This is a genomic window from Pedobacter zeae (assembly GCF_014196715.1).
GTDB classification, from domain to species: Bacteria; Bacteroidota; Bacteroidia; order Sphingobacteriales; family Sphingobacteriaceae; genus Pedobacter; species Pedobacter zeae.
In genome coordinates, this window is sequence record NZ_JACIEF010000003.1 from 1118683 (window position 1) to 1142998 (window position 24316).

Annotated in this window: 21 protein-coding genes; 12 read left to right on the plus strand and 9 right to left on the minus strand. The window is 40.1% G+C overall.

Annotated elements, in window-relative coordinates:
- Positions 1 to 44: 44 nt before the first annotated feature.
- The 3 genes from GGQ60_RS17830 to pepT form a co-directional block, all read right to left on the minus strand.
- The gene (locus tag GGQ60_RS17830) at positions 45 to 473 is read right to left on the minus strand and encodes a VOC family protein (protein ID WP_183766873.1); all 429 of its coding nucleotides are present in this window, start codon (positions 471 to 473) and stop codon (positions 45 to 47) included.
- Between the two features lie 185 nt (positions 474 to 658).
- Positions 659 to 1525 (minus strand): aldose 1-epimerase family protein, encoded by an 867-nt coding sequence (locus GGQ60_RS17835; RefSeq protein ID WP_183766875.1) that lies wholly within the window; start codon positions 1523 to 1525, stop codon positions 659 to 661.
- A gap of 98 nt (positions 1526 to 1623) precedes the next feature.
- Complete coding sequence (gene pepT, locus GGQ60_RS17840; protein ID WP_183766877.1) at positions 1624 to 2877, minus strand: peptidase T; 1254 nt, start codon at positions 2875 to 2877, stop codon at positions 1624 to 1626.
- 149 nt (positions 2878 to 3026) lie between these two features.
- On the opposite strand from pepT, the gene GGQ60_RS17845 reads away from it, so the two are divergent.
- From GGQ60_RS17845 to GGQ60_RS17855, 3 genes are read left to right on the plus strand one after another with little or no spacing between them, the layout of a single operon-like run.
- Complete coding sequence (locus GGQ60_RS17845; protein ID WP_229685145.1) at positions 3027 to 3668, plus strand: hypothetical protein; 642 nt, start codon at positions 3027 to 3029, stop codon at positions 3666 to 3668.
- 30 nt (positions 3669 to 3698) lie between these two features.
- A complete protein-coding gene (locus GGQ60_RS17850; protein ID WP_183766879.1) occupies positions 3699 to 5438 on the plus strand; it encodes a M14 family metallopeptidase in 1740 nt (579 codons plus the stop codon).
- Positions 5439 to 5443: 5 nt separating this feature from the next.
- Positions 5444 to 6058: a rhomboid family intramembrane serine protease gene (locus tag GGQ60_RS17855; protein WP_183766881.1), complete on the plus strand. Its 615-nt coding sequence runs from the start codon at positions 5444 to 5446 to the stop codon at positions 6056 to 6058.
- A 391-nt stretch (positions 6059 to 6449) separates the two neighbouring features.
- Here the strand turns inward: GGQ60_RS17855 and GGQ60_RS17860 are convergent, their stop codons facing one another.
- Positions 6450 to 7433, minus strand: coding sequence for a hypothetical protein (locus GGQ60_RS17860; protein WP_183766883.1), 984 nt, complete (start codon positions 7431 to 7433; stop codon positions 6450 to 6452).
- Between the two features lie 71 nt (positions 7434 to 7504).
- A complete protein-coding gene (locus tag GGQ60_RS17865; protein ID WP_183766885.1) occupies positions 7505 to 8641 on the minus strand; it encodes a hypothetical protein in 1137 nt (378 codons plus the stop codon).
- Positions 8642 to 8719: 78 nt separating this feature from the next.
- Between GGQ60_RS17865 and GGQ60_RS17870 the strand changes: the two genes are divergently transcribed.
- Positions 8720 to 9751, plus strand: coding sequence for a dipeptide epimerase (locus tag GGQ60_RS17870; RefSeq protein WP_183766887.1), 1032 nt, complete (start codon positions 8720 to 8722; stop codon positions 9749 to 9751).
- Here the strand turns inward: GGQ60_RS17870 and GGQ60_RS23035 are convergent.
- Positions 9729 to 9926, minus strand: a complete 198-nt coding sequence (locus GGQ60_RS23035) for a DUF6358 family protein (RefSeq protein ID WP_183766889.1) — start codon at positions 9924 to 9926, stop codon at positions 9729 to 9731. The genes GGQ60_RS17870 and GGQ60_RS23035 overlap by 23 nt on opposite strands.
- Before the next feature lie 202 nt (positions 9927 to 10128).
- Positions 10129 to 10446: a rhodanese-like domain-containing protein gene (locus GGQ60_RS17880; RefSeq protein ID WP_183766891.1), complete on the minus strand. Its 318-nt coding sequence runs from the start codon at positions 10444 to 10446 to the stop codon at positions 10129 to 10131.
- A 128-nt stretch (positions 10447 to 10574) separates the two neighbouring features.
- Between GGQ60_RS17880 and GGQ60_RS17885 the strand changes: the two genes are divergently transcribed.
- The 3 genes from GGQ60_RS17885 to GGQ60_RS17895 all read left to right on the plus strand — a co-directional run bounded on the left by GGQ60_RS17885 (position 10575) and on the right by GGQ60_RS17895 (position 14959).
- A complete protein-coding gene (locus tag GGQ60_RS17885; protein WP_183766893.1) occupies positions 10575 to 11696 on the plus strand; it encodes a DUF4407 domain-containing protein in 1122 nt (373 codons plus the stop codon).
- 105 nt (positions 11697 to 11801) lie between these two features.
- On the plus strand, positions 11802 to 13643 hold the full coding sequence (locus GGQ60_RS17890; protein ID WP_183766895.1) for a M61 family metallopeptidase: 1842 nt from the start codon (positions 11802 to 11804) through the stop codon (positions 13641 to 13643).
- Positions 13644 to 13651: 8 nt separating this feature from the next.
- A complete protein-coding gene (locus tag GGQ60_RS17895; protein ID WP_183766897.1) occupies positions 13652 to 14959 on the plus strand; it encodes a M20/M25/M40 family metallo-hydrolase in 1308 nt (435 codons plus the stop codon).
- Positions 14960 to 15143: 184 nt separating this feature from the next.
- Here GGQ60_RS17895 and carB read toward each other — a convergent pair whose 3' ends face one another.
- The gene (gene carB, locus GGQ60_RS17900) at positions 15144 to 17981 is read right to left on the minus strand and encodes a carbamoyl-phosphate synthase large subunit (RefSeq protein ID WP_183766898.1); all 2838 of its coding nucleotides are present in this window, start codon (positions 17979 to 17981) and stop codon (positions 15144 to 15146) included.
- Positions 17982 to 18188: 207 nt separating this feature from the next.
- The gene (locus tag GGQ60_RS17905; RefSeq protein ID WP_183766899.1) at positions 18189 to 18506 is read right to left on the minus strand and encodes a peptidase associated/transthyretin-like domain-containing protein; all 318 of its coding nucleotides are present in this window, start codon (positions 18504 to 18506) and stop codon (positions 18189 to 18191) included.
- 435 nt (positions 18507 to 18941) lie between these two features.
- On the opposite strand from GGQ60_RS17905, the gene GGQ60_RS17910 reads away from it, so the two are divergent.
- The 5 genes from GGQ60_RS17910 (at position 18942) to GGQ60_RS17930 (ending at position 24274) form a co-directional block, all read left to right on the plus strand.
- Entirely contained in the window at positions 18942 to 19475 is a 534-nt protein-coding gene (locus tag GGQ60_RS17910) for an AAA family ATPase (RefSeq protein WP_183766900.1), read from the plus strand.
- Positions 19476 to 19961: 486 nt separating this feature from the next.
- Positions 19962 to 22406: a TonB-dependent receptor gene (locus GGQ60_RS17915; RefSeq protein ID WP_183766901.1), complete on the plus strand. Its 2445-nt coding sequence runs from the start codon at positions 19962 to 19964 to the stop codon at positions 22404 to 22406.
- A 120-nt stretch (positions 22407 to 22526) separates the two neighbouring features.
- The gene (locus GGQ60_RS17920) at positions 22527 to 23159 is read left to right on the plus strand and encodes a thiamine phosphate synthase (protein ID WP_183766902.1); all 633 of its coding nucleotides are present in this window, start codon (positions 22527 to 22529) and stop codon (positions 23157 to 23159) included.
- A 63-nt stretch (positions 23160 to 23222) separates the two neighbouring features.
- Positions 23223 to 23783, plus strand: coding sequence for a thiamine pyrophosphokinase (locus tag GGQ60_RS17925; protein ID WP_183766904.1), 561 nt, complete (start codon positions 23223 to 23225; stop codon positions 23781 to 23783).
- Complete coding sequence (locus GGQ60_RS17930) at positions 23780 to 24274, plus strand: GNAT family N-acetyltransferase (RefSeq protein WP_183766906.1); 495 nt, start codon at positions 23780 to 23782, stop codon at positions 24272 to 24274. Before GGQ60_RS17925 ends, GGQ60_RS17930 begins: the two co-directional genes overlap by 4 nt.
- The last annotated feature ends 42 nt before the right edge of the window (positions 24275 to 24316 follow it).

The following is a 24316-nucleotide window of genomic DNA, read 5'->3' on the forward strand; positions in this document are numbered from 1 at the left end:
AATGACGACCACTTTATCGGTAAAACTTTAAGTAAGTGATGGGCTTATTGGCCCTGATTGCTGAAGTTTACCATCCACTGGATACCATATTTATCCTTGAAACTACCAAAATAATCACCCCAAAACATATCCTCCATTGGCATTTCAATGGTTCCACCGGCAGAAAGACCATTAAATAAACGATCGGCATCCTCACGGCTGTCAGCCTGAATATTGATATACATGTTATTGCCTTCTTTAAGCACATGCCCCATAGAAGGTACACAATCAGATGCCATTAAAATGGTCTGTTCGTTAATAGGTAAAGCCACATGCATTACACGGTTTCTCTCCTCTTCTGATAGTTTATCTGAATCAGGTGCATCACTCATTTTTGCAAAAAAGGTGAATTCTCCACCAAAAACCGATTTATAAAAATTAAACGCTTCTTCGGCCTTGCCATCGAAGTTTAAGTAAGGGTGCATAGTTGCCATAATCTTATCTATTTATTTGTTTACGTCTAAGTTACAGCAGTTAAAAACAATAAAAAGGGTGCAGACAGGACAAGTTTCAGGGTAGTTTGACATGAGTGCTGAGATCGGACTTCAGAATCTGTACACCCCCAAAGTAAAAGATCCCTTCAATCTCTAAACGCCCACTAACGGTCAGCAAAACCAGGTTAAAAACATTCTACTTCCCAAAATCTCGACCATTTTTCGCCAACAGCCAGCTTTACTATGCCTTCCTTATGCTCCAGTTCCTGGTCGTGGTTGATGCCATCGGCCACCCCGCACCAAGGCTCTAAACATATAAAAGGGGCATCGGTTGCTGCCCATATCCCAAAGAAAGGAAAATCCTCAAAATGAAAGTGAAGGCCGTAATCGTTTTTGGTATTCAATAAGCTAATGTGATTGCTTTTCAAAGTTTTAAATACTAATGCATCATTGTAAAACAGATCGTGTTTAAGCTGCAGTTTATGGGAATTCAGCTCGATGTTGCCAGTTTCATCTGCTACAAGTCCATCATCCAGCTTCCAGTAAGTTAATTTCTCATCGGTATTAAAAGCGAGGTAATAATCTTCATAAACCGTATCAGGAGTATTAGGAACTGCAAATGCAGGATGCGCGCCCAATGAAAACAGCATTGCTCCGGTACCCGTGTTGCTTACCTCGTAAGTTAGTTTAAGCTTACGTTCCATCAATTCATATTTCAGTTTCAGCTCAAAATAAAAAGGATAAACTTTTAAGGTTTCCTCACTTTGGTGCAAAGTAAAAACGGCTTCGGTTTCGCTTATTTTTTCGGAGTTAAAAACATGATCGCGTGCAAAACCATGCCTTGGCAGTTCGTAGTTTTTACCTTGGTAATTAAAACTGTTGTTTTTTAAGGAGCCTACAATAGGAAACAAAACCGGACTGTGTTTTGCCCAATACCTGGGATCTGCATTCCATAAATATTCCAAACCGGTTTCCTTGTTAAATAAGCCCTGTAGTTCTGCGCCCTTAGCAGCCAGGCTAACTTTTATATAGTCGTTTTCGAGAGTAATCATTTGTAAATCTAAATTATCAAAAGGATGTGCTTAAAAATATATTTTTTAAATCAGGACAATCATCAGTCTGAATCGACTTCAGGCTCATAACTTGATGACTAACCCCGTTCTTCCCAGATGCAGGCAATGTTAATAATGGTTTGTACTGCTTTTTCCATATCCTGTACACTTACCCATTCTTGCTTACTGTGAAAAGCATGTTCTCCGGCAAAAATATTGGGGCAAGGTAAACCCATATACGAGAGCCTCGATCCATCCGTTCCGCCGCGGATACTTTGTTGCTTGGCCACCACGCCTGCACGTTCAATGGCCTCAATTCCATATTGTACAATTTTGGGATGCTGATCAAGTACCTCCTTCATGTTCCGGTATTGTGCCGTAATTTCTAAAGTATAGCTTGATTTTGGATATTTTGCCAGCACCCGTTTTACCGTTTCTTCTAAAAACTGTCCGTGTGCAGCTAGTTTTTCATTGGTAAAATCGCGGATGATAAATTGCGCTTCGGCTTCTTCTACCTGCCCATGAATGCTTACGGGATGGATAAAACCCTCTTTTTGATGCGTCGCTTCAGGAGTTAGCGTATCTTTTGGTAATGCGCTTAAAATTTCTGCCAGGATTTTAATGGCACTTTCCATTTTTCCTTTTGCAAAACCCGGGTGGGTGCTTACACCATAAATTTTAAGCGTAGCACCATCTGCAGAAAATGTTTCATCTTCTATAGAACCGAGCGTTTCACCATCAATGGTATAACCAAAATCGGCACCCAGCTTTTTTAAATCAACCTTGTCTACCCCCCGGCCAATTTCTTCATCAGGTGTAAAAAGTACTTTAATGGTTCCATGTTTTACCTCGGGGTTTTTCATAAAGAAAGCTGCCGCCTCCATAATTTCAGCTAAACCGGCTTTATTATCAGCACCCAATAAAGTAGTTCCGCTGGCTGTAATAATATCATTGCCGATCTGGTGTTTCAGGTCTTTATGGTCGGCCATTTTGATCACTATTTTAGGATCGTCAGGCAGGATCAGGTCCTGTCCTTGATATTTGTCATGAACAATCGGTTTCACATTTTCACCACTGCAATCAGGCGAAGTATCCATGTGCGAGCAGAAAAAAATTACGGGCAATTGCTTATCCGAATTTGAAGGTATAGTACCATACACGTAACCATTATGGTCCATTTCTGCATCAGAAACGCCGATTTCCAATAATTCCTGCACCAATTCCCTTCCTAAATTCTTTTGCTTTAAGGTAGAAGGGCAGGTAGGAGAATCGGGATCAGATTGCGTATCAATCTTTGCATATTTGATAAAACGCGCTTCTAATGTCTTGTTAAAGTTGCTGTATGTACTCATAATTCAAAGGTAAAAGTTCTAGATATTCGATAAACATATTATTTTTGTAAAAAAACAATATGATTTTTAATTTGCTGAGAGCTACGTATATAACCCTTTTTCTTGTTTTTGTTGGAAGCTTCTCTTATGCCCAGTCAAACTATTTTAAAATGTCGTACGGTTTTGGCGCCGGAGCGAACAAATCTTATACAGACGTTTATAAAGGAAGTTTTGGATATACAGCTTATGGCGTATTCGATTATCATATCACCCCCTTTGTTACAGTAGGCCTTGAAGGGCAATATGGAATGATTCAGGGTGGCGATATCGTAACCGACCCGCACAACCGCCAGTTTGTAAATAAATATATGGCTATTTCTGCAAATGCCAAATTGATGCTTGGCGAGCTGGTGGATTATAATAAAAGTGAGTTCTTGTACAATATTCGGGGTTTGTACGTTGGGATGGGTGTAGGTGCCATTAAGAATAAAATAACGGATATTGTGAGGTATAAACCATCCTGGGCTGCTGTTGACCCGGGTTATGGTCCTTTTCCGGGAGTTGATAAAAGTGTTAACCTATGGGTGCCTTTAAATTTCGGATTCAACTATTTTATTAACGATGGATATGGCTACATGCGCTATATCATCAATATCAATGCACAATCAAATTTCACTTTGGGAGAAGGTTTGGATGGTTATAACGATTCGAGCGCTAAATTTAAAAACAACTCCCCTGATGTTTACAACACCTATACCATTGGTTTTAAGTACATGCTGGGTACAATTAAATCTTATCGTAAAACACTTTAATAACAGCGTTTCATTTCTTAGCTTTAAAGCATGAGAAAATTCTTTGTGTTGTGTTTGCTATCAATGAGGCTAAAGGCCATCGCACAAAAGACCCCGTTCGAGTTAAGTGGCAAAACCGGAACAACAACATATACTGAAGCAATATCTTATTACGAAAACCTGGCTGAAGCTTATCCCCAGGCCAAACTGCTCACTTACGGGCAAACAGATTTTGGAAAGCCATTACATGTACTGGTTTTATCACATGATCAGGTTTTTGATCCGGTAAAGATCAGGCAACAAAATAAAAGGGTTTTATTGATCAATAACGGGATCCATCCGGGTGAGCCTGAAGGGATAGATGCCTCGATGATGCTGGCGCGCGACCTGCTTAAAGCGGGTAAACTGCCAAAGGATGTGGTGATCTGCATTATTCCGCTCTACAATATAGATGGCAGCTTTAATCGTAGCGGAACATCAAGGGCTAACCAAAACGGGCCAGTTGCTTATGGTTTTAGGGGAAATAGCAAGAACCTCGACCTGAACCGTGATTTTATTAAAACCGATTCGAAGAATTCGGCAGCATTCCAACAAATCTTTAATACCTGGCAGCCCGAAATATTTGTAGATACCCATACCAGTAACGGAGCCGATTATCAATATGTGATGACGCTTATTCCTACGCAAAAAGATAAGCTTAACCCCATACTTGCCGGTTATTTAACCAAAACCCTCCTGCCTGATCTGTACGCAGCGATGGAGAAAGCAGGTTATCCGATGATTCCTTATGTAAACTCGATCGGCGAAACCCCTGAAAGCGGAATCACCGGGTTTATTGATCCTCCGCGCTACTCAACAGGTTATACCACACTCCATAATACCATCGGTTTTATGCCTGAAACCCACATGCTAAAATCGTATGATTTACGGGTTGATGCCACTTATAAACTCCTGGATAGTTATATCAGGCTTGTAGAGCGCGATGCAAAAGTGATCGGTGAGAATAAACACAAAGCAGACGAAGCTATTGCCGTGCAAAAGGAATTTCCGTTAGAATGGAAGTTAAATAAAGCTGAAGTAAACGACCTGACCTTTAAAGGTTTTGAAGCCGGGCAAAAGGCCAGTACCGTGAGCGGTGCCGACCGTTTATATTACGACCGAAGTAAGCCTTATACCAAAACCATAAAAGAATGGAATAAATTTGAACCTGCAGTTTCTGTTCAAAAACCAGTTGCCTATATCATTCCAAAAGCGTGGGACCGCGTAATTGCCTTGCTTAAACTGAACAATGTTAAAATCAGCGAACTGAAAACCGATCAGAAAATTAAGGTAGAAAGTTATTACATCAGCGATTTTAAAACCGCAAACCGGCCTTACGAGGGGCATTACCTGCATTCTGCTGTAAAATTGAATACTGTAGAACAGAACCTCCAATATTATGCGGGCGACTTTGTGGTATACACTAATCAGCCTGTTAACCGTTATATTATAGAAACATTAGAACCCCAGGCTACCGATTCTTATTTCAATTGGAATTTTTTCGATTCTATTCTCGACATGAAGGAGCATTATTCGGCTTATGTGTTTGAAGATACAGCAACAGGGCTGCTAAAAAATAATCCGGAACTGAAAAGTAAACTGGAAGCCAAAAAATCGTCTGACGCTGAATTTGCAAAGAATGGTGCTGCGCAACTTGATTTTGTATATAAAAATTCTGATTATTACGAAAAAACACACAACAGATATCCGGTTGCGCGTTTGGTTACAGACGTTAAACTCGATTTAAAATAGCCCCAATGGAATACTTCAATATTGCACCAGTTGCCTCCACAATTTTCGTTTTTACCATTATTACCAGCCTATACGCTTTCTATGATCGTTCGCTTTATGGAAAGTTTATGCTACATCCCTATAGTGTTTCGAAAGGACAAAATGTATACACTTTGATTACCAGCGGACTGGTTCATGCCGATTGGATGCACCTCTTTTTTAATATGTTTACTTTCTATGCTTTTGCTTTTACGCTCGAAAGCTTGATGGGTAGCTGGCGATTTGGGATACTTTACTTTTTGGGGCTGGTGCTGAGTGATCTGCCAACGGTGATTAAACACAAAGATCATTTTAACTATAATAGTTTGGGTGCATCAGGAGCAATCAGTGCAGTGCTTTTTAGTTATATTTTATATAATCCAATGTCTAAAATTTATATCATGTTCATCCCAATCGGGATTCCTGCTGTACTTTTTGGGATTTTGTATCTAATCTATTGTGCTTATGCTTCACGTAACTCAAGAGATCATATCAACCACGATGCACACTTTTTCGGGGCACTAACCGGATTAATTTTTACGATAATCTTCGTCCCTGGCATTTTACAGAATTTTATTGCCATGTTAACAGGAGGGAGATAGTTAATCCGTCAATCCGGACATTTCCCTCATTTGTTATCCTGAACGCTAGTGAAGGATCTTTTTACAAGTAACTACATCAAGTAATCTGTAATGGGTAAGTTCAGCTGGGTTTAAAAATATTTACCCTTCAACAGGCTATTATTGACAGTTCTTATAGAAGAATCGTCCTTTCGACTGGAGCGTGCCGATTTTTCATCGGTAGCGAAATGGAGAAATCTATAGAGACAGATTCCTCGACTACGTTGCACTCCGCTCGAAATGACGACTCGAGAGAGGGCTGTCACTCATATTGATTTTTATACAATAAATTACCCTTTAGGATGACTTAGCGTTGCAATTCCACTATCGAAAAATTTAAATCTGTGTTATCTGTGCAAACCTGTGGCTAAAACTACCCGGCAGTAGGTAAATAAGGTTTCTCGAAGAAACTCATTGGCTCATCAGGATTTTTAATAATCTCGAACACCACATATCCCCATGGTTTCCAGAAATTTTCCAGCACCTGTGCATAGGTTTTATGTTGCCAGACATCAAAAAGCGGTTTGGTCATGTTGCCACGTAAGGGCATCGCTTCGATATAGGTCGTGCCTTCAACAGGCATAAAAGTATATTCGGGTAAGCGGTTAAAAAGGTAGGCCGAATAATAAAAACGGGCACTCAGCTCTTCAAACTGCTCGGCAGTTAAAGCTTTACCTTTTATTTCGTTAATAATATCCTGGTGATAGCGTTTATTGGTGCCATTATCCTGCAAACAGGCAATAATGCCAAAATCTTTCATTTTTAAAGAGAAAGTCAGCGTATTAATCTCATCGCGGAAACTGAATGGTGTTTCATGGTTTTCTAATTTAACTATTGTGATTGACCAAGGCGAAAAATTTTCAAACTCCAAACTGGTGTAAAGGTTCTGCATCATGAAATTCAGGTTGGCAAATTTCATCATTAGAGATTGCGACATATTTAACCCATCGGCAGTCATTTCTTTGCGTAAAGCCGAATGCATTTCGATATATACAAAGCCGTATAAAAACTTGCCGATCCAATTAAAAAGATCCAGTTCGGGTAGTGCTGAAACAGCTTCATAGCCTTTTGCAAAAGCCGCTTCGATCTTATCCTCCAGCGGGTTTAAAAACTGCTCATTTACTTCGCTATTCACCGGAATCACCAAAGTGTTATACGGCCGGATACTCTCATCCAAAAACTGGATCTGCTCTTCGCCGCTTAAACCTGCCTGTTCCAATAACCATTTTGGAAGTAATGGCACTTGAATTACAGGAGAATTAAAAGTTTTGCCACTTAAAAAGCAGGTTTTATATAAAAAATCGAAATTTTTGAAAGGGTTGTATAAGCCGGTATTCATCACTGCAATATTAGCCATTATATTTTTAGGGCTAAGCAACGATATTTTATTTTAACGCAGGGATTACAACCTCCTCACCTTGCTTCCACCTAATAATTGGCATAATAATACCCGATATCATCAACCAATTGATTATAAATCGGTTTGGTAAACTCCAAAAACAAGGCACTTGGCGGTGGTGGCAGTGTTTCTTTCCTTCTGGTCATGATCAGCTGTTCTTTACTTAAAGCCCTTTCGTCGCCCTGAAAACTCGCCCAGCTATCACACCAAATGTAAGTGCCCGGAAATTTCTGCTGGCGTAGCAGTTTTCTTGTTTTCCAGTCAGTAATACTCATGTCCAACAATCCCGACGAGCTGATGTTTTTTTCAAAAATACTTAAAGTGGCTTTTACGGTGCCGTAAACGGGCCTTTTAGTACGGGTTTCGCCAATCACCACACTATCGCGTTTTAATTTTTCAACCCTTTCTTTTACATAGGTCTGTCCCACTACAAAATCGTCAAAATTTAAGCTTAATACCTGGTCGGGAACAATTTTTTGATTGGTGGCCTGCTCTTCACTATAGAAAATCACAAACCTGTTCCTCGTATATTTTGCGATATACTGATCGATCTGCTGCTGAAAATAATCAGCGCTTAATTTATATAAACTGCTGTTTACAATAATCGGTTGTACCACAACCCTGGTTACGGCCGCCCAATAAGCATCTTCCATTTTTGCTTTGGCATCTTTATAGTTGGGCTGAAGATTTAAGGTTTTCTCAAACTCGTAATATGCTTTTTTGGCGGTTTGGCGGGTCTTTTCTCTTAAATAACCTAAACCAGAATTATACCTTGCACCAGCAGCATTATATTTGCTTTCGGCCAGTTCTGTAATATATTTTGACGGATTGGGAACAATTGCCAAACAGGCAGGGCAGCTATTAATCTCATCTGCCAATTGATTTATTTTTTGATAATCGTACATTATTGATTCCCACCTGAATAAGTCGTTAGACATTTTGGCTTCATCAATTTTCCGCAAATGATCTTTTAAAGCCAGGTCGTAGGCCGTTTTCAATACTTCCATGGCTTCACTGTTTTTTGGCGAATTTTGCAACCTGCTTACTGACTTTTCGACCGAAGCATCATAATCACCTTTTTGTAAGGCTTTTTTTCCTGTGGTACATCCTCCAATAATTAATAAGGATAAATAAATAAAATACCGTAATCTTGAAATGTTTTTCATGGCAGGAATATTTGCGTTAATAAACAAAGATAATTTGTAACACGGTAATTACCTCATTTATTTAGAAGACGATTGATAATGAAAATTAGTTGCAAGCAATTTGAGTTAGAATTAAAACATCCTTTTTCGATTTCGAAATTTACCCGGACCAGTACACCTTTAATGTTGTTAAAGGTCGAATATGAAGGTACTGTAGGATATGGTGAAGCTTCTATGGTACCTTATATGGGCGAGAGCTACGAAAGTGCCAACGCTTTTCTCAACCTCGTAGACTGGGATAAAATCCGTTTTCCATTCAATTTTGAAGAAATTATCGCTTATTTAGATAATCTTGCACCCGGTCAGCCGGCTATTAAAGCAGCCATTGACATTGCGCTTAACGACATCCAGGGTAAGCTTTTAAATAAACCCTGTTACGAAATTTATGGCGCCGATCCTGCTAAAATGCCCGTAACTTCCTATACCATTGGGATCGATACGGTAGAAATTATCCGCGAGAAACTGAAAGATGCCGAAGCATTTAAAGTAATTAAAGTAAAACTGGGAAGAGATAACGATCAGGAAATTATCGAAACCATAAGAAGTATGACCAGCGTACCCTTGTATGTGGATGCTAACCAGGGATGGACAGATAAAATAAAAGCCATCGATCTGATTTACTGGCTGCATAACCAGGGTGTGGTATTGATTGAACAGCCGATGGATAAAAATAATCCCGATGGGAATGCATGGCTTACAGAACGTAGCCCAATTCCGTTATTGGCAGATGAGGCGGTACAGCGTTTAGCAGATGTAGATAAACTAAAAGGCGCTTATCACGGCATTAATGTAAAGCTGATGAAAAGCTGTGGCATGTACGAAGGCTCCCAAATGATTTTAAAAGCCCGTTCTTTAGGTATGAAAGTGCTTATTGGCTGCATGAGTGAAACAAGTTGTGCAACTTTAGCCGGGGCAGCTTTGGCGCCTTTATGTAACTGGGCCGATTTAGATGGCCCCTGGCTCACCAAGAACAACCCGTTTATTGATCCGGCTTTCGAAAATGGCAGATATATTTTAAAAGACCTGCCAGGATTGGGACTTGAAGGGATTACTTCGGATCTTTTTCTTTAAAAGACTTCCGGATCTCTTTGGTTAGCTGATATTTGAAATAAAATAAACAACAAGCCACACCAACCAGAAAACCTGCCGGCAGGTATTTATGATTGTTGTAACACCACACCAAACCAAAAATAGATAAGATAATGGCCAGGTTGTAAAAGATATTTAAAGCAAATTTTTTACCCACGATTAGAGGATTTAGTTTGTAAGAGAATTTATGTAAAAATAACCAATGAACAATAATCAATATTCAAACCCTACCCGGAGGCAAAAAATGTTCAAAACGTTTAGTGGCGCGAGGTTAAAGTTTGAAAATTGATATTTGTTTGTGCTGAATATAACCCTCCTCCAGTATCATTGGAATTTGGGCATTTGATTAATTGGTTATTCTAATAAACCGGCATATTCGGGTCGTAAGCCTCTTGCCAGGCTAAAATCCCGCCTTTTAAATTATAAAGATTTTCAAATCCGTATTGTTGTTCTAATTGCATCACTGCTGCTGCACTTCTTTTTCCGCTGCGGCACTGGATAATTACAGGTTTATCTTTCGCAACTTTGTCGGCCTCAATTAAAATTCCACCTAAAGGGATATTCTCACCATCAAGATTGGAAACCTCATATTCGAATGTTTCACGAACATCAATTAGTTGAAAATCTTCTTTGTTATCGATTTTCTCTTTTAGCTCTTGTACCGATATTTCTTTCATTTTATAAAATGTATTTATGCAAATATAGGAAAATCGGCTTTACACGCTACATCAAAAAAATGCCATAAAATTTTACCTAAAACTGTAACAACTGAAACCCTTAGGCGTTTAAATATAAATAGTTACAAATGGACAAGTTGAACCGTTTCTTTTGGTTTTGTTCCGGCGCTCATATTCCAACGCTAGAAAAATATCCTTCAGAGCAAAATAAATATACCGGCATCGGTGCCACCATTTTCTTTACAGGCTTATTTGCCGCACTTTCTGGCGGTTACGCCATGTATTTTGTATTTAAAGGTGCTGATCTGGCCGTGGTTTTCGCCATTATTTTTGGCTTTTTATGGGGGGCGGCCATTTTTAATATGGACCGTTATATCGTATCGAGCATCAATAAAAGTGCGAGCACCAATAAACAGCTGCTACAGGCTACCCCACGTATTTTACTGGCCATTATGATCGGTATGGTAATCTCGCGGCCAATCGAACTGAAAATTTTCGATAAAGAAATCAAAGAACGCTTAAAAGTAAGCTACCTCAATGGTCAGAGGGCTAAAATTGATACTTTGAACAAAGCTTTCGAGAAAAAATACCAGGTAGAGTTTGGCCGTTTAAACCAACAAAAAGCCACAAGAGATTCGCTTGAAAAAGGAATAAAAGCTGACCGGCAAAAGCTGAATTTTGAGATTTTCGGGAACAAAACCACCGAAACATCGGGCATAATGGGATATGGTCCTTATGCTAAACGCAAAGAAGCTGAAATTGCACAGCGTACCGCCGAACTCGATTCTTTAAAAGCGGCCATCAATAAGTCTGAAGGTTTTGTTGATAAACGCAAAGAATTTGATGGTTTATTTACCGAAAAGCTGTATACCAAAAAGCAGTTAGACAGTTTATCGGATATTGCAGGTTTCGCCGACCGCAACTGGGCCCTGGGCCAGCTTAAATTTAATGTAGATGGCAGCCGCGACAACAATACAGCCATTGCAGTTATGTTTATTGGTTTGCTGTTTATTTTCTTTGAATGTTTACCGGTATTTGTTAAGCTGATGAGTGCACGCGGCCCTTACGATTATGCCATTGCCGATGGAGATGAAGTTTCGATTTACCATTCTAAAAAAGATAAGGATTTTCATTTCGAAGTAGCTGATAACATCCACGAAACGAGGGTCGATTCAGAATCTTCTAAAAAGAAGGAAATTATAAAAGGTAAAGCCTACCGCGACCTGGAGAAATACGATTGGGATAGTTAATTGAGGTAAAATGGAGTAGAAAAGACGGAATGCGTAGCGAAATACTTCCATTTTACATGATTACATCTTCCATTTTTATTAAATTGCCCTCATCAATTGCTTTTTATGAAGACTTTTTTAGGTGCTGCCATGGTGAGCCTGTTCTCACTTACCGCTTTTGCCCAAAATGAGATCAGTTACACGGTTTCATTTCCCAATGCCATCCACCATGAGGCAGAGATCAGTATGTACATTCCTAACGTACCGGCAGGTACGCTAAAGGTGCGCATGAGCCGTTCTTCGCCTGGACGATATGCCACTCACGAGTTTGGCAAAAATGTATATCATTTAAAAGCTTTTGATGGCACAGGAAAACCTTTAACGGTTAACCAGTCGGCGGGCGATGTATACGAAATCCCAGGCCATGGTAACAGCGTTAAAATAACCTATACCCTTTTTGGCAACTGGATTGATGGTACCTATGCCGGTTTCGACGAAACGCATGCCCATATGAATATTCCGGCAACATTTGCTTTCCCGCTAGGCATGGATAACCGTGCAAGGACAGTAAAATTTAATTATGCCGGTAACCAGAACTGGAAAGTAGCTACGCAGCTAAAACCCCAGGCTGATGGAAGTTATTTTGCGCCAAACCTGCAGTATTTTATGGATAGTCCCATTGAAATAGCCGATTATAAAACCGCCAGCTGGCAGGTTAAAAATACTGACGGAAAAATGCAAACCATCCACCTGGTTTCACATGCCAACGACGATCAGCAAACTATCGATAACTATACCACAATGCTGAAGAAAATGGTTGATGAACATTTAGCGGTGTGGGGCGAATTCCCGACCTATGATTATGGTCACTATTACTTTTTACATGATGTGTACCCTGATAATGCAGGCGACGGGATGGAGCATCGAAATTCGACTTCCATTGTGCAACGCACACCAAAAATTGCAGGCTACGAATCTAATTTGCTGGGTACATTTTCGCACGAATATTTTCATAGCTGGAATGTGGAACGATTACGTCCTAAGACCCTTGAGCCATTTAATTTCGAACATGCCAACATGAGCAATGAACTTTGGCTAGCCGAAGGTTTTACCCAATATTATGGCAACCTGCTGCTAACCCGTGCAGGCTTGAAAACAGAAGATAATGCCATCCAGACTTTTAATGGATTGGTAAACGCGGTTTTACTCTCGCCCGGAGCACTCAATTTTTCGCCCATTGAAGCCAGCCGTTATGCCGTATTTGCCGATGCAGGTGTAGCGATCGACCAAACCAATAAAGCTAATATTTTTACTTCTTATTATACTTATGGAGCGGCAACTGCTCTGGCATTAGACCTCCGTTTAAGGGCAGAATTTAAACTAACGCTTGATGATTACATGCGTGCGCTGTGGAAAGCTTACGGAAAGCCAGAAATTGCCTATACTGTTCCGGATCTGGAAAAAACCCTGGCAAGCTTAACTAAAGACCAGTCGTTTGCTGCCAGCTTCTTTAAAAAATACATTTATGGCACCGAAAAAAACGACTATGCGAAACTGTTGTTAAATGCCGGATTGGTGTTACGTAAGGCAAGTCCGGGCAAAGCATTTACAGGTTTTGGCCGTCTTACAGTGCAAAACGGGAGGGTAATTTTACCGCAAACTTTAATCGGCACACCTGCTTATCAGGCGGGATTGGATGTAGACGATGTCCTTTTAACCATTGATGGCACAGCAATAAAAGACCTGGAAACGGTTAATGCAGTTACAGACGCACACCAACCCGGAGATGTACTTAACATCACTTATCTGTACCGCGGTGTAGAAAAAAGCACAAAATTAACCCTGGCAGAAAATCCGGCTTTAGAGTTAATAAGCATTGAAAAAACAGGCGGAACCTTAACGGCTGCCATGCAAAATTTCAAAACCAGCTGGTTAGGTACACAGGTTAAATCGAAAACAACTAATTAAACATAAAAATGAAGAGAATAGCCCTTTTTGCCCTATTGGGGATGGCAGGTTTGCAGCTCAAAGCGCAAAACATCGATAAAATTATTACCCGCGAATATACCGATCACCTGATTAAAACCTTAAGTGCCGATGATATGCAGGGGCGTGCAACCTTTACGCCAGGTATTGATAAAGCCGCAACTTTTATCGAATCGGAATTTAAAAAGATTGGTTTACAGCCTTTAGCCGGTGAAAAAACTTTTCGCCAGACCTTTAACAAATACCAGGTTGCAAATGTAACTACCCATGTTAAAATAGATGGACAGGAAGTTGCGCCAGAAAATTTAATGATTACCGGTGCTACTACAGAAAGTATTACACTTGATAAATCGAATACTACGGTTGTTAAATTAGATCCTGAAAAGCCGTTTGTAGCACAATTCAGGACAATGCTAAATGCTGATAAAAATCAGGTTGTTTTGGTCGACAGTAAATTTGCTGATCTGTTTAACCGCTATAAAGATCATTTCAGCAAACCTACAACGGTTGATGAGGAAGATATTAAAAAAACAACGAGTGTTGTACAGGTTTTTGTTTTAGGTAAAGATGCAGCAACAGATTTTTCTGCAACGCTTAAAAACAAGATAACCAAAATGCCTTTATTTAATGTTGCAGGTGTTATTCCGGGTAAATCTAAAGCGAAAGAAATTGTGGTTTTCTCTGGTCATTACGATCATTTAGGCTTTTTAAAAAGTGTTGATGGTGATAGCATAGCCAATGGCGCAGATGATGATGCTTCGGGTACAACCGCTATGATTGCACTGGCCAAATATTATAAAGCACAAAAAAACAATGAGCGCACCTTAATCTTTGTTGCTTTTACTGCTGAAGAAATAGGCGGTTTCGGTGCAAGATATTTCTCCGAAAAACTGAATCCTGATGATGTAGTAGCCATGTTTAATATCGAGATGATTGGTAAGGATTCGAAATTTGGCAAGAATACTGCATTTATAACCGGTTATGAAAGATCTGATTTTGGTAAGATTTTACAGAAAAACCTGGCCGGAACCGAATTTACCTTCTACCCTGATCCATACCCGGACCAAAACTTATTTTACCGTAGCGATAATGCCACTTTAGCTGCTTTAGGTGTTCCGGCGCACACCATCAGTACCGATAAAATTGATATTGATAAACTGTACCACAGTGTGAAGGACGAGTACAGTTCTTTAGATGTAGAAAATATTCTTTCTACCATTAAAGCGATTGCAAAAAGCGCAACCAGCATTGTTAATGGCACCGATACCCCAACCAGGATACCGAAGCTGAAGAAATAAAAGCAGCAGTTATAAAATGGTCGTCATTCCCGCGCAGGCGGGAATCGTAATGCTGAAAACTTTAAGATTCCCTAGACATCGTCCTCGTTACAAACGAGGATTATAAATAGTCTAATAAACATTGTAATAAAAAAGGCCAGTGATTTTCACTGGCCTTTGCTATTTATAAACTCTTATGAGCAGATTACTTGCTCAAATACATCGATTTGTCTTTGTAAAGCTTGCGGAAGTAAGGATCTTCCAGGTCTTTGATGAAACGGATCGCTTCACCGGTCGATTTCATTTCAGGGCCAAGCTCTTTTGTAACCTCAGGGAATTTCTCGTAAGAGAATACCGGTTCCTTAATCGCATAACCTTGTAGCTTACGTTCGATGGTAAAATCTTTCAGTTTTGCTACACCCAGCATAATTTTCGCTGCAATGTTAATATAAGGTACATCGTAAGCTTTTGCAATGAACGGAACCGTACGGGATGCTCTTGGGTTCGCTTCGATTACATAAACCTTTTCATCTTTAATGGCAAACTGAATGTTCAGTAATCCACGTACATTTAAGGCTTTGGCAATTTTGATAGAATATTCTTCCATCGCTTTGGTTACCGTTTCTGATAAACTAAAGGTTGGCAATACCGCAAACGAATCTCCTGAGTGGATACCTGCAGGTTCGATATGCTCCATCATACCCACGATGTGTACATCATCACCATCAGAAATTGAATCTGATTCTGCTTCTTCTGCCCTGTCTAAAAAGTGGTCGATCAATACACGGTTGCCAGGTAAATCGCCTAGTAATTTTACTACTGCTTTTTCCAGGTCTTCATCGTTGATCACAATGCTCATGCCTTGTCCGCCTAATACATAACTCGGACGAACCAGTACCGGGTAACCTACCTCATTTGCTACAACAATTGCTTCTTCAGCATTTTCGGCAACTCCGTATTTTGGATAAGGGATATTTAAATCCTTCAATAAGTCTGAAAAACGGCCACGGTCTTCCGCAATGTCCATGTCCTCAAAAGAAGTTCCTATAATTTTGATGCCGTTTTGCGTAAGTTTCTCAGCCATTTTCAAGGCAGTTTGTCCACCAAGCTGCACAATTACGCCAATTGGTTTCTCCAACTCGATAATTTCGCGTACATGTTCCCAGAAAACCGGTTCGAAGTACAATTTATCGGCCATGTTAAAGTCGGTCGAAACCGTTTCAGGGTTACAGTTAACCATGATGGCCTCGAAACCTGATTCTTTAGCAGCCAATAAGCCGTGTACACAAGAGTAATCGAACTCAATACCCTGACCAATACGGTTAGGGCCAGAGCCTAAAACGATTACTTTTTTTCTATCTGTTGGTACCGATTCATTTTCCTCTTCGAAAGTAGAGTAATAATATGGTGTTTGTGCAGGGAATTCGGCAGCACAGGTATCTACCATTTTATATACCCTGCGGATACCCAGTTCTTTTCTGCGTGCGTAAACCTCATCTTCGGTTACATTACCCAGTAACCACGAAATCTGTACATCCGAAAATCCTTTTTGTTTTAAGGTATAGAAGAAATCGCGTGGGATATTGTTCAGGGAGTATCTTTTTAATTCAGTTTCTAAAGCGACAAGTTCCTGAATTTGGTTTAAGAACCATTTGTCGATTTTAGTTACCTTACGGATCGATTCCAAAGGCACACCCATCGCCATGGCATCTTTTATTAAGAACAGACGGTTCCATGAAGCGTGCTCAAGGCCGTCCATAATTTCTTCGATATTACGCACTTGTCTACCATCGGCACCTAAACCTGCACGGTTGATCTCTAAACTCTGACAGGCTTTTTGTAAAGCTTCGATGAACGTACGGCCGATAGCCATTACCTCACCTACCGATTTCATTTGCAAACCAAGCTCTTTGTTTGCGCCTTTAAATTTATCAAAGTTCCAGCGTGGTACTTTAACGATTACGTAATCTAAAGTTGGTTCGAAATAGGCAGAAGTAGTTTTGGTAATCTGGTTTTCGATTTCATCCAGGTTGTAACCTATGGCTAACTTCGCTGCGATTTTTGCAATCGGATAACCGGTTGCCTTACTTGCCAATGCTGATGAACGCGATACACGCGGGTTGATTTCGATGGCGATGATTTCGTCATCAACCGGATTAACCGAGAACTGAACATTACAGCCTCCGGCAAAATTACCGATTGCGCGCATCATTTTAATCGCCTGGTTACGCATTTCCTGGTAGCAGCGGTCAGAAAGTGTCATGGCAGGGGCAACTGTGATCGAATCTCCGGTGTGGATACCCATTGGGTCGAAGTTTTCGATCGAACAGATAATGATTACGTTATCGTTGCTATCTCTTAACAACTCCAACTCATATTCTTTCCAGCCTAAAACTGCTTTTTCTACCAGAACCTCGTGGGTTGGCGAAGCTTCTAAGCCGCGTTTTAAAGCCGCGTCGAATTCTTCTTTTCGGTGTACGAAACCACCACCAGAACCTCCCAAGGTATATGAAGGGCGGATTACCAATGGATAACCGATCTCCTGTGCAGCCTCTTTACCTTCTAAAAATGAGTTGGCAATTTTAGATTGTGCAACACCTACACCGATATCGACCATTAACTGGCGGAAAGACTCACGATTTTCTGTTTTTTCAATCGCATCAACATCTACTCCTACTACTTTTACGCCATATTTTTCCCAAACACCACGTTCTTCAGCCTCTTTACAAAGGTTTAACGCTGTCTGACCGCCCATTGTAGGAAGTACCGCATCAATTCTAGGCAGATCCGCAGAGTCGATATGCTCTTGTAAAATAACCTCTATTGAATCAACAGTTAACGGCCGCAGGTAAACATGGTCGGCGATAACCTTATCCGTCATAATGGTAGCCGGATTGGAGTTGATAATGGAAACGGTAATCCCTTCTTCTTTTAAAGAAAGGGCCGCTTGCGAGCCCGAGTAATCAAATTCACAGGCCTGGCCAATAATAATTGGTCCGGATCCTATAATCAGTACTGAGCGGATGGAAGTGTCTTTAGGCATGATAAAGCTTAAACAATAATTAAAATTCTAAAGTGTTGAACCCGAAGGTGAAGAAGCAAGAAGGTTTTTTGCTTTTTAGGAGGAAAATCCCAACTGTTCTGTCGGGATGCAAAGATACATCTTTAGCGCGATTTTGGGGCGTTTTTTTTAAAATAAAAAAGAGTACGATTTAGGCACTCTTTTTAGATTTTTCTTTTGTAAAATGAGTTACTGTACTAATTTAATTTCGCCTAAATCGGTAGTGGCGCTATCTTTTACAGCTACCCGCTCAATTACCGCATCTTTATAGGGGGCATTGGCTTTTACTACAACGGTATATACCCCTTCTTTGAGGTTGGAAAAAGTGAAAACACCTTGACTAATTTGTGCTTTTAGCGTGTCTGTTGCTGCTACAAGCGAAACGCCGGAAGCCGCATCAGTTGGCGTAATTTTCCCGGCTATCCCTCCCAATTTAATATTTGTAAAGGCTATTGAACCTAAAGTAAAAACGATTAAAAGAGATAATACAACACATAACTTTTTCATGGTATAACGTTTTAGCTGTTAATGTCTGAAATAAATAACAATATTTTGTACAAAAAGTTTTAAATACTGAACACTATTTTTATGATTGTACTATAAATTATACAAAGGTGTAAAATGAAAATGTATGTTTTTGTGCTAATTGTTAATTATTGTTAAAAGAATTTTGTAAAAACAGGCCTATTAGTCAGAATTAAGTCACGAAGTTGCGACAGTCGAAATATTGGCAATAATGTTGTAATAAGCTAGACACATATACGTTTTGTATATACTTTAGATATCGATCTAAAGCTTCCTCCGCGGATTAGTTACCCGCCATGAGGATTTCTTCATAAATAGTTTGTTTGGTTTATTATCCGGTTGGAGGAGCCCTCCTCAACCGGATTTTTTCTTTTAAGGCTTTTTCTTTTACATTTGACCGTATTCAGAAAACTTATCGTGGATAAAACTATTAAAAAGATTGCAATTGTAGGTCCGGAAAGTACGGGGAAATCTACCATATCTCAGTTGCTTGCAAAATATTATAAAGTTCCGTGGGTGCCTGAGTATGCCCGTTACTATTGCGAAAACCTGGTTGCCGATTATACCCTGCAGGATGAAGTGAATATGTACTATGGGCAGGTCGCTTTAGAGGACGCCATTTTAGTGACTGCAGAAAGTGATTTCATTATTTGTGATACTACTTTTATTACGGTAAAAATATGGAGTGATGAAGTGCTTGGTGAAACACCTCAGGTGGTATTGGATGCACTACCGAAAAAGCCATATGACCTCTACCTGCTCATGGATATTGATTTGCCATGGCAAGACGATCCGTTGCGCGACTTCCCGGATAAAAGGGAATATTTTATGCAGGTTTGGCATAAAGAGCTGCGTACCTTAAATGCAAATTATAAAGTAGTTGGCGGTTTGGGCGATGAGCGGGTGGGCAATGCGATCAAGGCAATTGATAGCTTTTTGTCCAGAATCTAAGACGATATTATAATTTTTGGAAAGCGGGACTAAAAATGCCAATGGCGCAGAACCTTTCATTTCTAACTAATAATAAAGTTTTTTCTTTTTGGGAAATGAAGGATGGTGTTTCACGGCGGATGTAGTCCCGGAATCGTTTCAGTAAACCTAAAAGTGCAAAAAAATGGCGTTAAGTAACCTGTTTTTAGGGATTTACGTTAGAAAGCATCAAAAAACACGCTTATTGGTAAATATTTTCTACATTTGCTCCATCATTAGGGGTGCCTTGTTTAAATAACACAAAAACAGGCTGAGATCATACCCATTTTGAGGTAAAAGGTAGAAGGTAATAAGGTAGAGGGTAAAACCACCAGCCTTTAAACCTTCCAGCCATCAACCTCAAATGCACCTGATCCGGGTAATGCCGGCGTAGGGATTGGAGTTATGGAAGTTTAACTTAAATCGGGGAAGCCCCTTTTCCGATGTGTTTAACTAAAAATAAAAACATTGAAAAATTTACTTTTTGCAGCGCTCGTTGCAATATTGCCCTACGTTGTATCAGCACAGATTTCTGTTACTGGGAAAGTTACGGACCAAAACCAGCAGCCTCTTCCGGGTGCTACGGTTAAATTAAGGAATCAAAAAACAGCGGTTGTGAGTGATGCCAGTGGAAATTACACCGTTACAAATCTTTCGGCCCGAAAATATACCATCGTTGTAAGTTATGTTGGCTATAAATCGACGGAAAAAACGATAGACCTTACACAGAGTGCAACTTTAGACTTCAGCCTGTTGCCCCAGAATTTCCTGGCTGATGAGGTTATTGTGCGTGCAACCCGTGCAACAGACAAATCGGCAACTACTTATAAGAATATCAGCAAGGAAGAAATCCAGCAGAATAATTTCGGCCAGGATCTGCCATTTATTTTACAGAACACACCAGGTGTGGTAGTTAATTCTGATGCCGGTGCCGGTGTGGGATATACCGGAATACGCATCCGTGGGAGCGATAACAGCCGGATTAACGTAACGGTTAACGGTATTCCGATCAATGACAGCGAAAGCCAGGGAACGTTTTATGTAAACATGCCCGATTTTGCTTCTTCTGTAGACAATGTACAGATCCAGCGGGGCGTAGGTACCTCAACTAATGGTGCAGGTGCATTTGGTGCAAGTTTGAATATCCAAACCACCGCCAGCGAAACTGAACCCTATGCCGAATTAAATAATACTTATGGCAGTTTCAATACCTGGAAAAACACCGTGAAAGTAGGAACAGGCCTGATCAACAACCGTTTCAGCTTTGATGGCCGTTTATCGAGAATCAGTTCAGATGGTTATGTAGACAGAGGATCTTCGTTGTTAAAATCGTATTTTCTATCAGGCGCCTACCATGGAGATAAAGATTTATTGCGCGTAAACGTGTTCTCCGGAAATGAGAAAACCTACCAGTCGTGGAATGGTATTCCTCAATCGCGCCTGGAAAATGATGTAGCCGGGATGAATGCCTATATCGAACGGAATGGCCTGAGCGCTGAAGATGCGGCTAACCTTTTAAATTCCGGCCGGAGGTACAATAGTTTCCTTTACAACAACCAAACGGATAATTATGTTCAGAACCACTATCAGCTAATTTATGCCCGACAGTTTTCTGATCAGTTTTCTTTTAATGGCGCGTTGCATTATACCAAAGGTGAAGGCTATTATGAAGAGTACAGGGTACAGGATAAACTGACAGCTTATGGCTTAAATCCCGTTGTTATTCCTGGTGGAAGCCCGGTTACCAAAACTGATTTAATCCGCCGCCGCTGGCTGGATAATGATTTTTACGGGCTTACCTATGCTTTTAATTATGCGCCTGAAAAGAAGTTAAACTTTACTTTGGGAGGTGCCTACAATGAATATAAAGGTGCGCACTTTGGGCAGGTAATCTGGGCGCAATATGCTTCAAATGGAAATATCGACAGGCATTACTATGATAACGACGGTTTTAAAACCGATTTTAATGTTTATGGCAAAGTAAATTATAGTCCTGTTGAAGATTTAAGTTTATTTGCCGATCTGCAGTACCGCCGCGTATATTATGATATAGCCGGAACAGAAAACAAGTTAAATACCTTGGCAATTAACCAAACCTTAAATTTCTTTAATCCTAAATTTGGTGCTACTTATTTTATCAACCCACAGAGCAATGTTTATGCTTCGTTCAGCGTAGCCAACAAGGAACCTAACCGCGATGATTATACCGATGCAGCAGCAGGTGCGACCCCTAAACCAGAAAGGTTGAACGATGTAGAGTTGGGTTACCGTTTTAAGAACGACCAATTTAATATAGGTGCCAATGCTTACGGCATGTTCTATAAAAATCAATTGGTGGTTACCGGCAAAATAAACGACGTGGGTGGGAATTTCCGTCAAAATGTAGACCGCAGTTACCGTTTAGGGATAGAGCTTGATGGTTCTTATACCCTTAGCAAACAGTTTATTGTAAATGCAAATGCTGCTGTAAGCCGTAACAAAATCAAAAACTTTACAGAATACTACGACGATTACGACAATGGAGGCCAGGTGGTGAACAATTATCAGCTTACTGATATCTCCTACTCACCACGCGCGGTACTTTTTGGCGAATTGGTTTACAAGCCTGTTAGTGGTTTTGCCATTGCTTTACAAAGCAAATACGTAAGCAAACAGTATTTAGATAATACCCAAAATAACGACCGCACCATTAATGGTTACTGGGTAAGCAATGCCCGTTTAGGCTACGATTTTAAATTTGCAGGGGTTAAAAACATCAACCTGGGCTTATTGGTTAATAATATCTTCGATAAGCGTTACGAAAACAATGGCTATACTTATGGCTACCAGTCAGGTGGTAGCAGAATTACCGAAAATTTCTTTTACCCACAGGCAGGAACCAACTTTTTACTAAGCCTGAACGTAAAGTTTTAAGTAAGCAGAAGACTGAAGCATAAAGTTTAAATCGTCATTGGGTACAAACGCTCAATGACGATTTTGTTTATATTGGGATCGTATAATCCTTAAAAAATATAAATCCTGAGTACAATCACCATGAAATACATCGAAAAGTTCCAGTACATTACCCACGATATCCCAAATTTAACCCACATTGAACAGGCCCAACTGGCCTGTGAAGCGGGGGCAAAATGGATTCAATACCGTTGTTTGAGCAAAAGTGATGAAGAACTCTTAAAGGATATTAAGGCAATAGCCGAAATCTGTGATGACTGGGGCACAACACTCATCGTTACTGATCATATTCATTTAAATGGGAAAGCCGATATTCAGGGTTTCCATATGGAAGATATGGATGCTGATTTTATTGCGCTGCGAAAACTGGTTGGCCATGACGTTACTCTCGGAGGATCTGCAAATACCGTAACAAATCTAATAAGGCTTGCCCGCGAAGGGGCTGATTATGCGGGGTATGGCCCGTTTGCAGAGACTGAAACCAAACCCAATAATCTACCCCTTGTAGGAGTTGAAACCTATTATAAAGCAGTACAGGAACTTAAAGCGGCAAATAGTCAGTTACGCATTTTGGCTGTAGGTGGCATTAAAATTTACGACGTGGAAACCTTAATGCAAACCGGTATTTATGGCATTGCCGTTTCAGGAGCGGTTAACTCAGCTGATGATTTTATTGAGGCTTATCAGAATTTTCACGATGCCGTAAAAAGTTAAATTATATCCAATAGCCTTTTAATCGGTAACACACTACTTGCATCTATTTATTATATTCGCAACATGTCATCACACCATATTGTAAAAGAAAAACAAGAACCGGCTTTATATATCGACGGGTTGGGTAATTTTAGCGAAGAGTTTTTGGGGCAGCTTTTAGAGTGGAGCCCAACGCTTTTGGTTAGTGGAGAGAATTACGATAAGATAATTTCGCTTGGATTGAAAGTAGATGTGCTGGTAAATGGAACCGATCAGGAAGTTCAGGAAGATACCAAAGTGATTCAGGGACCTGTTGATCCTTTCATGGTAGCGGTTAATTATCTGTATGAAGAGAAATACCCGGCGGTAAATGTAATTGCCAAAAAATTCGATCTGGAGAAATTTGCAGGATTTGAAGACAAAATTAACCTGGTGGTATTTACCGAAAGGGCAAAACATTATCCTATAAGATCAGGATTCTCGGTTTGGAAGCCTGCCGGAAGCGAATTTCTGATCCATGGTAACCGGTATATAGAAGTAACCAACCTGGCACAGAACGAAGATGAAATTTTTATCGTAGTTAAAGATGGCTTTGTAGAATTTACCTTTTCCGGACAACCAATTTTTATTAGTGAACCTATATGATTACCCTAAGAAAAGTAAAAGAACAAGATATCGAGATTATCAGGGATATTGCTGCGGCAACCTGGCCATCAACCTACCTCGATATTATAGGGCAGGCACAGATTGATTATATGTTGGATAAAATGTATAACAAGGGGGAATTGCTGAGTCAGTTGATGGATGGATATATTTACCTGATTGCAGAGGAAGGAGAAAGTCAACTCGGTTTTACAGGGTATTCTATTATCGACCACGAAGCACGCATTTACAAATTGCATAAATTATATGTGCTACCCTCAGCACAGGGAAAAGGTGTTGGGAAAATCTTAATTAACGAAGTTTTCAACAAAGTAAAAGATGCAGGGGCAAGCGCTTTGCAATTGAACGTAAACAAAGGGAATAAAGCCAAAGATTTTTACCTGAAAGGAGGTTTTACCATTAAAGAATCGGTAAAGCTTGATATAGGTGAGGGTTATTTTATGGATGATTATATCATGGAATATAAGTTTTAAATATTCTCAATTATCGTCATTTCGAGCGGAATGCAATCTAGT